General features: G+C 76.0%; 15 protein-coding genes. 8 read left to right on the top strand and 7 right to left on the bottom strand.

All coding sequences use genetic code 11. The features are described from left to right. Positions 1 to 127 precede the first annotated feature (127 nt). Complete coding sequence (locus KPF47_RS01605) at positions 128 to 970, bottom strand: IS5 family transposase (RefSeq protein WP_224386276.1); 843 nt, start codon at positions 968 to 970, stop codon at positions 128 to 130. Positions 971 to 1,150: 180 nt separating this feature from the next. Between KPF47_RS01605 and KPF47_RS01600 the strand changes: the two genes are divergently transcribed. Then, positions 1,151 to 1,744 (top strand): plasmid pRiA4b ORF-3 family protein, encoded by a 594-nt coding sequence (locus tag KPF47_RS01600; RefSeq protein ID WP_224386178.1) that lies wholly within the window; start codon positions 1,151 to 1,153, stop codon positions 1,742 to 1,744. Positions 1,745 to 1,775: 31 nt separating this feature from the next. On the opposite strand, the gene KPF47_RS01595 is transcribed toward KPF47_RS01600, so the two are convergent. Then, positions 1,776 to 2,621, bottom strand: a complete 846-nt coding sequence (locus KPF47_RS01595; protein WP_224386382.1) for an IS5 family transposase — start codon at positions 2,619 to 2,621, stop codon at positions 1,776 to 1,778. A 154-nt stretch (positions 2,622 to 2,775) separates the two neighbouring features. Here KPF47_RS01595 and KPF47_RS01590 point away from each other — a divergent pair, with 154 nt between their 5' ends. The 3 genes from KPF47_RS01590 to KPF47_RS39815 all read left to right on the top strand — a co-directional run bounded on the left by KPF47_RS01590 (position 2,776) and on the right by KPF47_RS39815 (position 4,710). Beyond that, positions 2,776 to 3,144: a hypothetical protein gene (locus KPF47_RS01590; RefSeq protein ID WP_224386414.1), complete on the top strand. Its 369-nt coding sequence runs from the start codon at positions 2,776 to 2,778 to the stop codon at positions 3,142 to 3,144. A 112-nt stretch (positions 3,145 to 3,256) separates the two neighbouring features. Then, a complete protein-coding gene (locus KPF47_RS01585; RefSeq protein ID WP_224386413.1) occupies positions 3,257 to 3,991 on the top strand; it encodes a hypothetical protein in 735 nt (244 codons plus the stop codon). 149 nt (positions 3,992 to 4,140) lie between these two features. Then, positions 4,141 to 4,710 carry a C40 family peptidase gene (locus KPF47_RS39815; RefSeq protein WP_308015293.1) on the top strand — a complete coding sequence of 190 codons (570 nt, stop codon included), beginning with the start codon at positions 4,141 to 4,143 and terminating at the stop codon, positions 4,708 to 4,710. Between the two features lie 89 nt (positions 4,711 to 4,799). On the opposite strand, the gene KPF47_RS01575 is transcribed toward KPF47_RS39815, so the two are convergent. Next, entirely contained in the window at positions 4,800 to 5,216 is a 417-nt protein-coding gene (locus KPF47_RS01575; protein WP_224386412.1) for an STAS domain-containing protein, read from the bottom strand. A gap of 312 nt (positions 5,217 to 5,528) precedes the next feature. Between KPF47_RS01575 and KPF47_RS01570 the strand changes: the two genes are divergently transcribed. After that, positions 5,529 to 6,218: a TVP38/TMEM64 family protein gene (locus KPF47_RS01570; RefSeq protein WP_224386411.1), complete on the top strand. Its 690-nt coding sequence runs from the start codon at positions 5,529 to 5,531 to the stop codon at positions 6,216 to 6,218. A gap of 5 nt (positions 6,219 to 6,223) precedes the next feature. Here KPF47_RS01570 and KPF47_RS01565 read toward each other — a convergent pair whose 3' ends face one another. The 3 genes from KPF47_RS01565 to KPF47_RS01555 are packed head-to-tail and all read right to left on the bottom strand — an operon-like array spanning position 6,224 to position 9,425. After that, positions 6,224 to 7,018 carry an endonuclease/exonuclease/phosphatase family protein gene (locus tag KPF47_RS01565; RefSeq protein WP_224386410.1) on the bottom strand — a complete coding sequence of 265 codons (795 nt, stop codon included), beginning with the start codon at positions 7,016 to 7,018 and terminating at the stop codon, positions 6,224 to 6,226. An 8-nt stretch (positions 7,019 to 7,026) separates the two neighbouring features. Continuing rightward, positions 7,027 to 8,574, bottom strand: a complete 1,548-nt coding sequence (locus tag KPF47_RS01560) for an FAD-dependent oxidoreductase (protein WP_308015292.1) — start codon at positions 8,572 to 8,574, stop codon at positions 7,027 to 7,029. After that, a complete protein-coding gene (locus KPF47_RS01555) occupies positions 8,571 to 9,425 on the bottom strand; it encodes a carotenoid biosynthesis protein (RefSeq protein WP_224386409.1) in 855 nt (284 codons plus the stop codon). Before KPF47_RS01555 ends, KPF47_RS01560 begins: the two co-directional genes overlap by 4 nt. A gap of 38 nt (positions 9,426 to 9,463) precedes the next feature. On the opposite strand from KPF47_RS01555, the gene KPF47_RS01550 reads away from it, so the two are divergent. Beyond that, entirely contained in the window at positions 9,464 to 10,690 is a 1,227-nt protein-coding gene (locus KPF47_RS01550; protein ID WP_224386408.1) for a glycosyltransferase family 2 protein, read from the top strand. Continuing rightward, positions 10,687 to 12,270, top strand: a complete 1,584-nt coding sequence (locus KPF47_RS01545) for an NAD(P)/FAD-dependent oxidoreductase (RefSeq protein ID WP_224386407.1) — start codon at positions 10,687 to 10,689, stop codon at positions 12,268 to 12,270. Before KPF47_RS01550 ends, KPF47_RS01545 begins: the two co-directional genes overlap by 4 nt. On the opposite strand, the gene KPF47_RS01540 is transcribed toward KPF47_RS01545, so the two are convergent. Next, entirely contained in the window at positions 12,152 to 12,850 is a 699-nt protein-coding gene (locus KPF47_RS01540; protein ID WP_224386406.1) for a CDP-alcohol phosphatidyltransferase family protein, read from the bottom strand. The genes KPF47_RS01545 and KPF47_RS01540 overlap by 119 nt on opposite strands. Before the next feature lie 36 nt (positions 12,851 to 12,886). Here KPF47_RS01540 and KPF47_RS01535 point away from each other — a divergent pair, with 36 nt between their 5' ends. Continuing rightward, positions 12,887 to 13,699, top strand: coding sequence for a YhjD/YihY/BrkB family envelope integrity protein (locus tag KPF47_RS01535; RefSeq protein WP_224386405.1), 813 nt, complete (start codon positions 12,887 to 12,889; stop codon positions 13,697 to 13,699). Positions 13,700 to 13,710 lie beyond the last annotated feature (11 nt).

The raw sequence follows: 13,710 nt of genomic DNA, 5'->3' as shown, positions 1-13,710 counted from the left end.
CCCTCCAGGCGACCATCAGGACATCAGCAATCCCATGATCACTTGCAGGTCCGTGTCTCTACCAACACCGACACACGGCCACCTCTACTGCCGGACGCTCTAAGAGGTCGCGCGGATTGGTTGGTGATCATGGACGTCGTGCAGGTCGGGCGTTCCAGCGGTGTGTGGTCCAGGCCTGCCGAATCAAGCTACGGAGTGTGACGATCGTGTCGGCGAGGTCGAAGAACGCGTCGACGACGATTTCTCGTCGTTCGTAGCAGCGCTGCAGCCGGTTGAAGCTGTTGTGCCAAGCGTTGGTCCGCTCGACGTGCCAGCGGCGGGTGGCCTGGATCGGCGCTTTCTCACCCTTGTGCGCGATCTCGCCGTGCAGGCCTCGTTCGGCCAGCGTGTCGCGGGTCTTGCCGGAGTCATAGCCGGCGTCGAGGTGCACGGTGATGTCGTCGGGCAGCGGGCCGAGAGCATCGAGGCGGTCGAGGGTGGGGCCCAGTAGCGGGGAGTCGTGCCGGTTGGCTCCGGCCAGGACTCGGCCCAGCGGGATGCCGTATCCCTCGACGAGCACCGAACGTTTCATACCCTGTTTGCGCCGGTCCACCGGCGACGGACCGGCGACCTCGCCGCCGCCGGGGGCCTTGGTGATGGCGCCATCGACGGCGATGTCGTGCAGCAGCAGACCGACGATGCGGTCGTAGGCGTCCAGGACGATCCGACGCAGCTGGGCGAAGACCCCGAGCCTGATCCACTCGTCACGACGATCGCGGATGGTGGTCGCCGAGCAGGTGCTGTCAGCGATGCCCTCATACGAGCAGCCGAACCGCAGTACCTGCAGGAGCTTGTCGAACACGATCCGATCCGCGATCCGGCGGCGATGGCAGCCCAGCGGATGGGTGGGATCGAACTCGTCTCGATGAGGCAGCAGCGCGGTGAACTGGTCCCACAACGGCTCGGTCAGCCATGATGGCAGGGTGGGCACGCGGCCTCCAGACGATCACGAAGCGTAGATAACTTCATGATCGGCAGGCCCGTACCCGCCCTCGCCCCCAGACACTCGACCGCGGCCAAGCTGTGACCAATCCGCGCGACCTCTAAGACGTCGTTTCAGAAGTGGTGGGCCCGGTTCTGCCGGTGACGGCGGGGCTGGCAGCATCGGCTGATGGTCGCGCCTCGTGTGTCTGAGAAGACGAAGATTTTCGAGTTGGAGATCGTCCTGACCGAGGTGGTGCCGGCGGTCCGGCGTCGGGTGCAGGTGCCGGGCGAGGTCGACTTGGCGGTGTTACACGAGGTGGTGCAGTCAGTGATGGGCTGGACGAACTCTCATCTGCACGAGTTCGAGATCGTCGGGCGCCGCTACGGGATCCCAGACCCGGACTGGCCCGGACAGGATGTCGCCGACGAGACGAAAGAGAAGCTGTTTCGGCTGGTCAAGGCTGGTGACCGGTTCGGTTACGTCTACGACTTCGGTGACAACTGGGCCCACGAGATCACCGTCGAGGCGGTCGCGGCCGTCGAGCCGGGAGTGTGCTATCCGCGATGCGTCGCCGGGCAGGGGGCGTGCCCGCCCGAGGACGTCGGCGGGATCGGGGGGTATGAGGACTTCCAGGCCGTGCTCGCCGACCCTGACCATCCCGACCGCGCCGAGCGCCTGGAGTGGGCGGGCGGGCCGTTCGACCCGCACCGCTTCGACCCTGACGAGGCCGACCGGGCCTTGGAGTGGCTGGCCTGGCGGCCGCTGGCCCCGACCTCGTAGGCGAGTGCCTCAGCGAGGGCTGGGTCGACCATCACTTCGGCTTCGGCTTCGGCTTGGTGAGGCGGCGGTGGCAGATCAGGGCGCAGGCCAGCGATAACAGCGCGGTGATCGTGGATTCGGCGCGGTCGTAGCGCAGCGCGAGGCGGCGGAAGTCCAGCAGCCAGGACATGGTGCGCTCGACGACCCAGCGGACCCGCCCGAGCCGGGTGGAGTCCTCGATCCCGCGCCGGGCGATCCGCACCCCGATCCCACGCCCACTCAGGTAGCGGCGGCAGCGGGGATAGTCGTAGCCCTTGTCGGCGTGCACCTTGTCCGGCCGACGTCGCGGACGCCCCGGCTGTCCCGCCCGTTCGCGGACGCCGGGGTTGGTGTCCAGCAGCGGGGCGAGCATCCGACTGTCGTGGGCGTTCGCCCCGGTGACCAGCGCATGCAGCGGGAGCCCGCCTCGGTCGCAGAGCACGTGGTACTTGCTGCCCGCCTTCCCGCGATCGGTCGGCGAGGGCCCGGTGGCCTCGCCGCGGCGCTTGGCCCGCACGCTCACGCTGTCCACCGCCGCCCGCGACCAGTCCAGCAGGCCCTGCTGGGCGAGGCGGTCGAGCATCACCCGGTGCAGCTGGGCCCAGACCCCGGCCTGCTGCCACTGCCGTAGCCGCCGCCAGCAGGTCACTCCGGACCCACAGCCGAGCTCGGCGGGCAGCGCGTTCCAGCTGATCCCGGTCTTGAGCACGAACACGATCCCGGCCAGAGCGGCCCGATCCGGCACCCGCGGACGGCCTGTCCGTCCCCGCTTGTGCTTGCGCGGCTTGGGCAGCAGCGGCTCCACCAGCGCCCACAGCTCGTCGCTCACCAATCGCTCGACACAAGATCGCCGCGCCACGACCGGACATGATCAGCTACCAGCGCCGATCCACACAGGACCGACACGCCGACTTCTGAAACGACCTCTAACCTGCGGCTCATCCCCCGTGGCACCGGGCCTGCCTACCGTCGGTACCGACGTGATCGACGACGGCCGGCAACGGGAGGCCTGCATGACCACGACGCCCGACCAGTGCATCCGCGACGCGCTCGGCACCGACCCGGTCCTGCGGTCCCTCGGCTTCGACCACCACACCGTCGGGTCGGAGCCACCACCGGCGGGACCGGGCATCGTGCTCGGCTGGTCCGGCGAGTGGGCGGCCTCGGGCACGGCGGCGCTCGGCACCGTGGTCGTCGAGGTCACCGGGGTCGACGGACGCACCAGGGCGGCGGTCCTGGACCGGGTCGAGGTGGTCCTGTCCGGGCTGCGCGACGGCCCCGTGCGACGGGTCGGTGCCGGTTCGCCCGCCGAGGGGGTCACCGTGCTGGCCGGGACCGGTGAGCCGGCGGGCCGGACCGCGCCGAGTGCGACCGTCGGCTGACGGGCGGTCACCCGCCCCATCCGGTGACGGGTCCGGCGGAACGGACACGACGGCGTATCCGCCCAGGTGGGGGGCCGTCGCGGCGATCTTGACCTCGCGTACGGTGCGGCCCATGGCTTCCGACACGAGCAGGCCCACGGACGGCAGCACGGCGACCGGTACCCCGGGGACCGACGATGCGTCCGGCTCCGTCGCGACGGACCGGGCGACCACGACCGGCTCCACCGGAACCGATTCCGCCGTCACCGACTCCCCCACCACCGACTCCCCCGGGACGACGACCTCCGCCACCGACGGCTCCGCCGGGGCGCCGGCCGCGACCCGCACCGGGGGCACGGGTGCCGCCGCGGCCGCACCCGCCCCGGCCGGGTCCGACACCCCCGCGACCCCGGCCGACACCCCGGCGACGGGCACGCCGACCCCCGCCAGGACCACCGACGGCGGTGTCGCCGGCGCCGGTGCCGTCGTCGCCGCGGGGCTCGGTCTCGCCTCGCTGACCGGCACCTCGGTCGGTGACATGCTGCGCGAGCGCGAGTCGCTCGTCGGCCAGATCCAGGCCGCGACCGGCAGCCCGAGCGACACCATCGAGTCGTTCTACGGCGCACCCTGGGACGTCGCCGCGGTGGTGAACGGTGTCGTCGCCCTGGTCGCGGTGCTTCTCGGGCTCGTCCTGGTCCTCGGCCCGGCCGCCCGGCCCGCCGTGGGGGCCTGGGTCCGCCCGGTCGCCCTGGGCGGCCTGGTGCTCGGCGTCCTGGGGCTGCTGGTCTCCGGCGGGATGTACCTCGACCTGTTCGCCTCGGCACCGGTCCTCCCGCAGATGCCGGGCATCCCGGGGCTCGGCGGCTGACCCGTCCGGCGGCACCGACCGGGTCGCACCGTTCACCCGCTCGGTCGGCCGTGCTTCCGGTACTCCCGGCGCGTCCCTAGGTTCGACGCGGGTCACCACCCGGTGGCGCCGCCGCGTCCCGTACCCGCGGGCGACCGGGAGGATCCCCCGTGCCCCGTCGGTCCCCGCTCGTGGCGCCCCTGGTCGCCCTGGTCCTGCTGTTCACGACCGGTGGGGCCGCGGTCGCGACGACGCCCGAGCAGCGGGCCGCGGTCGCGGTCGACGTCGCACTGCGCCAGGTCGGGCTGCCGTTCGTGTGGGGTGGCAACGGGCCCGAGAACGGCGACCGCGGCTTCGACTGCTCCGGGCTGACGGCCTTCGCCTACGGCAAGGCGGGCGTCGTGCTGCCGCGGACCGCGCACGCCCAGTACCGGCGCGGCCCACGGGTACCGGGCGGGTCCCCGCTGCTCCCCGGTGACCTGGTCTTCTACGGCACCGTGGACAAGGTCCACCACGTCGGGCTGTTCGTCAGTCAGGACCGGATGGTGAGCGCCCCGACGTTCGGCCTGCCGGTGCAGACCTCGTGGTATCGCTGGCGCGGCGACGACTACCTGGGCGCGACCCGGCCGTCCCGGGCCGCCGACGGCGTCCCGGACCCCGCGGTGCGCGAGACCCCGGACCCGTCGATCCCGGACGACACCTGGTTCGACGCCCCGGCCGCACCGCCGCTGCCCCGCTGACCGCACGGCCGGGGCCCGCGGTGCAGGCGCCGGACCGGGTCGCGCCGGGCGGCCCGCGGTGGGCGTCGGACCGGGTCGCGCCGAGCGGGTCAGGAGGCGTCGGCGACGGGGACCGCGACGGCGGCGTCGGCCGCGACCACGGTGAGACCGTGCCCCGGGGCCAGCCGCAGGGCCCGCGCCGCAGGCGCGGCCGGGTCCAGCACCACCACCAGGGAGGTGCCCGTGGCCCGGGCGCGGTCCGCGGCCGCGCGGAGCATGGTCACGCCGCGCAGCCCGAGGAAGCGCACCTCGTTCAGGTCGAGCACGACCCGGCCACCGGCCGCGGTGTCGACCGCCGCGAGCACGCGCGTCTCGACCGCGGGACCGGTCGCGAGGTCGAGCTCGCCGGACACGCCGACGACGACGGTCGTCGCGCTGCCGCGACCGACGCGGACCTGCGGGTCGGTGGTGACGGTGTCGACGGTCGGGACGGGGAGGAGACGACGGGAAGGCGAGGGTGCGGTCATGGGTCCGCCAGACAGAGAGTGGGCCCGCCCCGGACGCGGGGACGATCGGCCCGTGATGCCGTCGGAGCACGGAGCTGTACCGGACGGTCGGACGGCGACGGACCCGAGGGGTACGTCGCCCGGGAGGTGCGACGAGCGGGCCCGACACGGTTGGTGTGGCCCGGCCCGTCACCGTAGCCGCCGGCGGCACCGGGTGTCCAGGGCGCGGGCGCTCCCCCGGCGCCGGGGCGCCCCGGCGGGGATACTCGCGACGATGCCGACCGCGCCGCCGGGCCCCCGGGCCACCACGTCCCGACCGTCCACCGGGGACCGGTGACCGGGCCCGCCCCCGCCCGCGTCTGGCGTCCCGTCCTGCTCGTGACGCTGGTGGGGATCGCGGTGGTCGTCGCCGTCGCGGTCGGGGTGCCGTCGGTGGAGCAGGTCCGCGGCACCCTGGCCGGGGCCGGGTGGGCGGGTCCCCTGCTGTGGGCGGCCCTCTACGCGGGACTGTCGCTCACCCCGGTGCCGGTCAGCCTGCTGGCTGTGCTCGGCGGAGTGCTGTTCGGGTTCGGCGAGGGCCTGCCGGCCACGCTGGCCGGGAAGTTCGTCGGTGCCGCGATCGGGTTCGCCCTGGCCCGCAGGCTGGGCCGGGACACCGTGCTGCGGCTGCTGGACCGCTCCGGGCGCGGCGCGGAGCGGATGGCCGTCGTCGACGACCTGGTGCGCCGGCGCGGGATCCTGGCCGTGGTCGGCGTCCGGCTCGCCCCGGTCCTGCCGTACTCGGTGCTGAACCTGCTGTGGGGGCTGACCGCGGTCCGGTTCCGGCACTACCTGCTCGGCACCGTCCTGGGCGTCACCCCGGGCACGACGGCGCTGGTCGCGGTCGGTGCGTTCGGCACCGACCCGGGGTCGCTGCCGTTCCTGGTGTCGGTCGTGGGGCTCGCGGTGGTCGTGCTGACCGGGGTGGTGCTGGCGCGGCGCCGCCTGGCCCGGTCCCGGGCCGCCCCGCCGCCGGGGGGCTGAGGGGCTCAGCCGGCGGAGGTCACCGTCGCGGCGACCGCCCGGTGGTCACCGACGCCGAGGCGCAGCACGGCGGGGCCGGTCCCGGTCAGCCCGCCCAGGGCGAGCAGGTGGTCGAGCTGGACCCGCGGGGCCGACGCCGGGAACGTGGGCCCGTCCACGAGCCGCCGTCCGCCCGTGAGCAGCGCGGGCACCGAGCCGGGCAGGTTCAGGTCCCCGGCGACGAGCACCGGCCCGGGCAGCCCTGCGGCCCACCGGCGCAGCAGGCGGAGCTGACGCAGCGCCGTCGGCGGGGCGAACGACAGGTGGGCCGCGACCACCGTCAGCGTGCCCAGCTCCGCGGCGACGGCGGCGCGCGGCTCGTCGGGGAACCACGCGATCCGGGTCCCGCCGCCGTCGGCGGGCACCGGGACCGGGAGCCGGGCCCGCCCGGCGCCGAGCCCGAGCACGTGCCAGCGGCGCACCGGGACCCGGGAGAACAACGCGATGCCGTAGCGCGGACCGGGCGCGGGGTCGCCCGGTCCGCGCAGGACCACCGGCCCGACCGGCGACCACGACGGCAGCGGGTCCGGCCGCGGCTCGCCGGCCATCGTCGCTGCGGCGCGCCAGTCCACCGCGCCGAGCCCGGCCGCGAGCACCGCAGGCTGGTCGTCACCGTGCGAGCGGGACTGGCCGGTGTCGACCTCCTGCACCGCGACGACGTCGGCCCCCACCCCGGCGACGGCCGCCCCCAGCGCGGCCCCGGCCAGGTACCGCCCACCCGGGCCGCGGCCGGAGGCGAGGTTCAGCGACGCGACCCGCACGGGCGGGCTCAGCCGGCCGCGGCGCGGCGACCGCGCACCGCCGGGACCCCGGCGAGCAGCCCGCGCTGCGGGATCCCGTCGACCGGCTCGGCGGCGGCGCCCAGCTCGGCGAGTACGTCGTTCGCGGCGAGCACCCCCGACATCGACGAGCGCTCCATCAGCCCGGCGAGATAGGGCATCTCGACGAAGTCACCGGCGACCCGCAGCCCGCGGGCGTCGGTCCGCACCCCCGGCCGGGTGCCCGCCGTCCCGGGCGGGAACGCCGGCGCGGTCGCCTCCAGCCGGTCGAGGACGGCCGCGTCCGCGGTCTCCGGCCACAGCACGGCCAGCTCGGCGCGCAGCGCCGCCGCCGCGGACGCCGCGTCGGGCTCGGCGCAGGAGTAGGAGTGCAGCTCCAGCACCGACCCGCCGGTCGCGGCGGCCCACCGTGCCGAGGGCTCCTCGAGCCGGGAGTAGACGGTGACCGAGTCCAGGGTCGGCTGCCCGCTGACGGCGCTGAACACCGCCCGCCCCGGCGCGACGTCGCGGTCCAGCCACAGCCTGCTGACCGCGAACGGGGGTGCGACCCGCAGCGCCGCGCACTGCCCGTGCAGCCGCGGGGCCGTCGCCTCCAGCCCGGGCGAACCGGTGACGACCGTGCGCAGCCCGCCCGGGTCGAGGGCGAGCACGAGGTGGCGGGTGCGGAGCGTCCCGGCACCCTCGACCCGCCAGCCCGCTCCGTCGGGGTGCACCGCGCTGACCCGGGCACCGGTACGGACGTGCGCACCGAGCGAGGTCAGGTACCGCCACAGCGGGTGCCACACGGCCGTCGCGTGGTCGGTGCGCGGGGCGTCGAAACCGATGCCCTCGGGGTTGCCGAGGAAGTAGTAGTGGAACATCGCGACGAGCTCGGCGGCGGACAGGTCGCCCTGGTTGCAGAAGAACGACCGGGCGAACGCCTCGAACAGCATGCTGCGGGTGCGCTCGGTCATCCCGAGCCGGTCCAGGAAGGACGCGGCGTCGACGCCGTCCAGCTCGGCGGTGGTGGTGGCCCGGTCGTAGGCGAGCAGGGCGCGCCCGGCGTCGGGGTCGGCCGAGGTGAGTTCGCGCCGCGACAGGCTCCTGCTGCGCAGGGCCAGCGCGAGCAGGTTGAACGGCGGCGCGGCGGGCAGCCCCGACAGGTCCTCGTCGGGCCACCGCGCGGAGATCACCGGGTAGTGCTCGACCGGACGCAGGAACGACAGCTGCGGGTCGGCGCGGCGCAGGATCGACCGCCAGGTGTAGTACTGCCGGAAGAAGGCATGGAACCCGTGCTCGACCTGCTGCACGCTGCCGTCGGGCAGGGTGTGCGGCCACGCACCGAGCCGCCCGCCGAGGTGGTCGGCCGCCTCGAGCACGGTGACCCGCACCCCGCGTTCGGCGAGCACCACCGCCGCGGACACCCCGGCGATCCCGCCCCCGACGACGACCGCCTCCGACCCGGCCGGCACCTCGCGGGGCAGCAGCGGGTCGGGGGTCACGAGTCGCCGCCGGCGCATGCGCAAGGGCGCGGCGCGGTGGCGCAGCGGATCGCTCACGGGGTCCCTCCGGGACGGACGTGCGGACCGGGTCGGCCGGGGTGCCGGGCGCCGGGACGGTGGGCGGCGGGACGGTGGGCGGCGCGGTCGCGATGCAGGACGAGCGCGTACGGGACCGCGACCAGCCCCATCAGCACCCCGCCCGCCACCGCCGAGCCGGGCAGGCCGAAGAAGACCAGGTGCGCGAGCACCGACGAGGCGTAGACCCACAGGTAGAGCGCCGCCGCGGGACCGGACCGCCGGGGACCCTCGGGCAGCGACCGGTGCAGCATGCCGACGATCAGCAGCGAGACGAGCAGCCAGCCCGCGTAGTTCGTCAGCGGGATGCCGGGGACCAGCGGCAGCCCGGGGTCGGGCCGCATCCAGACCCAGTGGCCCGCGTCGACCATCTGCGGGTCGAGGAACACGTCCCAGGCGGCCAGGGCGAACGCCCCGACGGCGACGACGCCCGGCCCGCGCCGGGCCAGTGTCCGGCCCACGACCAGTGCGGGCCACGCCATCATCGCCCACGCCATCGGGACCACGAGCGGGACGCCGGCCACCTCCGCGCCGAGGGTCCCGGTGTAGGCGTAGCCGCCGAAGGGCCATCCCGTGGCCAGACCGACGGACTCGGCGACCAGACCCCCGCCACCGGCGATGCCGAGCAGCAGCAGCCCGCCGCGGGTGCCGTGCACCCGGACGACGTCGGCGACCGAGGCCAGGAAGAACACGGCCACGCTGAGCACCGTCACCGGCGTCCGCAGCGGCTCGGGGGTGAGCGGGTAGAGGACCTGCACGGTCACCGCTCCCGCGACCAGCACCCAGGCGGGCAGGGTCGTGCGCAGTGCCCGGGGGGCAGCGGCCAACGCCACGCAGGAACCTCCACACGGTCCGGTCGGGGGGTCCCACGGTGCCACCACCCGGGCACGCCCGCGCGTCGTCCGCCCCGGCGACGATCGCCGCGCGGCCGGACCGCGCCCTCCGTAGGGTCGTCCGGGTGCTCCCCCGCCGGTCGCTGCGCGCCGTCCGTCCGGTCGTGGCCGCCGGATCCGTCCTCGCCGCCGCGGGGTCGGTGCTGGCCTGGGTGAACCGGGCGGGGCTGCGCCGCCCGTCCGCCGTACCGCCGACGGTCACGGCTGCGGTGTCGGTCCTGGTCCCGGCCCGCGACGAGGCGCACCGGATCGCGCCGACGGTGCGGGCGCTGACCGGGCAGCGGGGCCTGGCCGACGTCGAGATCCTGGTCCTCGACGACGGCTCGTCCGACGGGACCGCCGACGTCGTGCGCACCGCCGCGAGCGGGGACCCCCGGCTGCGCGTGCTGACCGGCACCCCGCCCCCGCCCGGGGTGCTCGGCAAGCCGCACGCCTGCGCCGCGCTGGCCGACGCCGCCCGCGGCGAGATCCTGGTCTTCGTCGACGCCGACGTCGTCCTGGCCCCGCACGCGGTCGCGGGGTCGGTGGCGCTGCTGCGCGACCGGGACCGGCCGCTGGACCTGCTCTGCCCGTGGCCGCGGCAGATCGCCTCCGGGCTGCTCGGCCGGCTGGTGCAGCCGCTGCTGGCCTGGTCCTGGCTGACGACGCTGCCGCTGGCCGTGGCCGAGCGGTCGCGACGGGTGTCGATGGCCGTCGCGAACGGGCAGTTCCTGCTGGTGGAGGCGGACGCGCTGACCCGTGCGGGCGGCTGGGCGACGGTCTCGGGCGCCGTGCTCGACGACATCGGTCTCGCCAGGGCGGTCCGCGCAGCCGGGGGCCGGACCGGCATCGCCGACGGGTCGGCGGTCGCGACCTGCCGGATGTACGCGACCGGTGCCGAGCTGCGTGCGGGCTACCGCAAGTCCCTGTGGGCGGCGTTCGGCTCGCCCGCCGGCGCGGTCGCGGTGGGCGCCGGTCTGCTGGTCGTCCACGTGCTGCCCGCGGTCGCCGCGCTGACCGGGTCGCGCGTCGGCCTGCTGGGGTACGCGGCCGCCGTCGCCGGGCGGGTGCCCGCCCGGCGGTGGGTCGTCGGCCCCTCGGTCCGCGGGGGCCGGGTCGACGCACTCGCCCACCCGGTGTCGGTGCTGGCCCTGCTCGGGCTGCTCGCGTCCTCCTGGACGGGCCGGTGGCGCGGCACGCTGAGCTGGAAGGGGCGGGCGCTGTGAGCCGGGTGGTCGTCGTCGGGGCCGGGCTGGGCGGTCTGGCGACGGCGGCACGCCTCGCCGCCACCGGGCACGAGGTCACCGTGTTCGAGCAGGCCGACACCCCGGGCGGCAAGCTCGGTGTCGTGCGCCGGGACGGGTTCACCTTCGACACCGGGCCGTCGCTGCTCACGATGCCGGGCCTGCTGGAGGACCTGTTCACCGCGACCGGCGGCCCCGCGGACCTGCCCGTGACACCGGTCGACCCGGCCTGCAGGTACGTGTTCGCCGACGGCACCCGGCTGGACCTGCCGCACGCCGCGGCCGCGGTCCCGGCCGCGCTGGACGCCGCCCTCGGAGCCGGCGCCGGAGCGTCGTGGGCGGCGCTGCACGCGCACTCGCGGCGGCTGTGGGACCTCGTCGCCGAGCCCGTCCTGCGCCGCCCGCTGACCACGGCGGCGCTCGCCCGGATGAGCGTCCGCCCCGCCGATCTGCGCGCGGTCGCGCCGTGGCGCTCCCTCGACGGGCTGGGCAGGCGGGCGCTGGCCGACCCGCGGCTGCGGACCTGGCTGAACCGCTACGCCACCTACTCCGGCTCCGACCCGCGCCGTACCCCGTCGGTGCTGGCGGTGACCGCCTTCGTCGAGCAGGAGTTCGGCGCCTGGTGGGTACCGGGCGGGCTGCGCCGGATCGTCGACGCCGTCGTGGAGCGCTGTGTCGCACTCGGGGTCGCGCTGGAGCCGGGCACGGCCGTGGACGAGGTGATCGTGGAGCGTGGCCGGGCCGCCGGGGTCCGGGCGGGCGGCCGCGCGGTGCGCGCCGACGTGGTCGTGTCCGGGGTGGACGCGCAGGTGCTGCACGAACGGCTGCTCCCCCGCGACCCCAGGTTCCACGCAGCGCGCCGGGCCCGGCGACGGCTGCGCCGCATCCCCCGCTCGACCGCAGGGTTCGTGCTGCTGCTCGGGCTGTCCGGCCGCGAGCCGGGGCCCGCGCACCGGGTCTGGTTCCCGCGCGACCAGGACGCCGAGTTCGACGCGATCTTCGGTCGCGAGCCGCGCCCGGTTCCCGACCCGACGGTGTACGTGCACGCCCCCGACGACCCCGCGCTGCGTCCCGACGACGCATCGGAGGGCTGGTTCGTGCTGGTCAACGCCCCACTGCACGACCCGGGGCGGGGAGTGGACTGGGACGAGCCCGGGCTCGCGGGGCGCTACCGCGACCGGGTGCTCGACGTTCTCGCCGCCCGCGGCGCCGACGTGCGCGACCGCGTGCGGTTCGCCGAGGTCCTGACCCCCGCCGAGCTGGAACGGCGCACGGGGTCCCCGGGCGGCGCCATCTACGGCACCGCGTCGCACGGTCCCCGGGCGGCGCTGCGCCGCCCCGCCAACCGCGGCCCGCTGCCGGGGCTCCACCTGGTGGGCGGCTCCGCCCACCCGGGTGGCGGGATCCCGCTGGTGCTGATGTCGGCCGAGATCGTCGCCGGGCTCATCGGCCCGGCGACGGGGCCGGACCCGTCGGGGGCCCGGGGAACCGCGGCGGGACCGTCCGGACCACGCCGGCCGCGAGCTGCGCCAGCCCGACCGCACCCAGGATCGTCCAGGTGAGCGCGAACACCGTCCCCCACGACAGCGGCAGGAGCGGTGGGCCCGCCGGGAGCACCGCCGCGCCGAGCGCGGGCAGCACGACGACCACCAGCCGGGTCGGTCGCTCGGCGACGGTGACCGCGCCCACCCCCGGCATCCCGACCGACTGGGCCCTGGCCCGCAGGAACTCGTGCACGAACACCAGTGCCAGCGCCGCGAGGACCCAGCCGGTCGAGGCGCCGAGTGCGACCAGCACCGCACCGAGCAGCAGGTCCCCGATGCGGTCGGCGACCGCGTCGACCACCGCGCCCAGTGGCCGGGCCCGCCCGGTGCGCAGCGCGACGGCGCCGTCCAGACCGTCGAGCACCCCGGCCGCGACGACGAGGGCCGCCGTCACCGCCGTCCACGGGGCGCCGGCGAGCGCCACCGCCCACGCCCCGGCCAGGACCAGCACACCGGACAGCGACAGCACGTCCGGCGGGACCCGCGCCACCGGGCCCGAGGAGAGGACCCGCACCATCCGCAACCAGCCGCGTACCACCGGGGACGGCCGGATGCCGCCGTGCAGGGCCGACCAGCCGTCGTCGTCCCGGGTCGTCATCGGACCAGCGTCCCAGGGCGGCACCGGGGGCGCGCCGTGAACCGGGCGCGCGTCCTCGCGCGCCGCCTCGGGAGGACCTTCCCCGGCAGCGACATCGCCCTGTGGGCGGCCGGCGCGACCTACTTCGGGGTGATCGGCCTGGTCCCGCTGGCGATGGTCGCGTTGTGGGGCGGCGCGGCGCTGGCCGGACCGGGGACGGTGACCACGGCGATGGAGGCGGCGGTCGGCGGGCTGCCCGGCTGGCACGGCACCCCCGAGGCGCTGCGGACGCTGGCCGCGGTGTCGCTGTCGATGGCCTGGTGGCAGGCACTGGTCGTGCTGTTCCCGGCCAGCCTCTACGGCGAGGGACTGCGCCGCGCGTTCGTCCAGATGTCCGCGACCCGCGACCGGCTCACCGGGTGGCGCGGCCGCGCGGGCCTGCTGGGGGTCGCGGCGGTCGCGCCGTTCCTGGTGCTCGTCGTGCTCGCCGCGGCGCCGTACGTCGGGCCGCTCTACGCCGCGGGCGGCTGGTCGCTGGTGTGGGGGGTCGTCGTCGCGTTCCACGTGGTGTGGGTGACGCTGTCGACCGCACTGCTCGCGGTGTTCGGCCTGGTCGGGCCGGGCCGGCTGGGCCGGCGCGCCCTGGTGCTCGGCGCGTTCGGCACCGGGTCGGTGCTGGCCGGGTTCCTGCAGGGCTTCCTGCTGTTCCTGGCCATCCCGATCGAGTGGTCGGCGCCGTTCGCCGGGCTCCCGGTGGTCGGCACGGTGTCCGCCCTGGTCCTCTGGCTCTACCTGCTGCACATCCTGGTGCTGTGCGGGTTCCGCGCCACCGTGGTGCTCGACGAGGTCCGCGCCGCCCGGGACCGGTGATCCCGGGCGGC

Origin of the sequence: Pseudonocardia sp. ICBG1293 (assembly GCF_020131355.1) — a bacterium.
In the GTDB taxonomy this organism is placed as follows: Bacteria; Actinomycetota; Actinomycetes; order Mycobacteriales; family Pseudonocardiaceae; genus Pseudonocardia.
The sequence above is the reverse complement of the archived record's forward strand: the minus strand, read 5'-3'. Positions and strand labels throughout refer to the sequence as shown.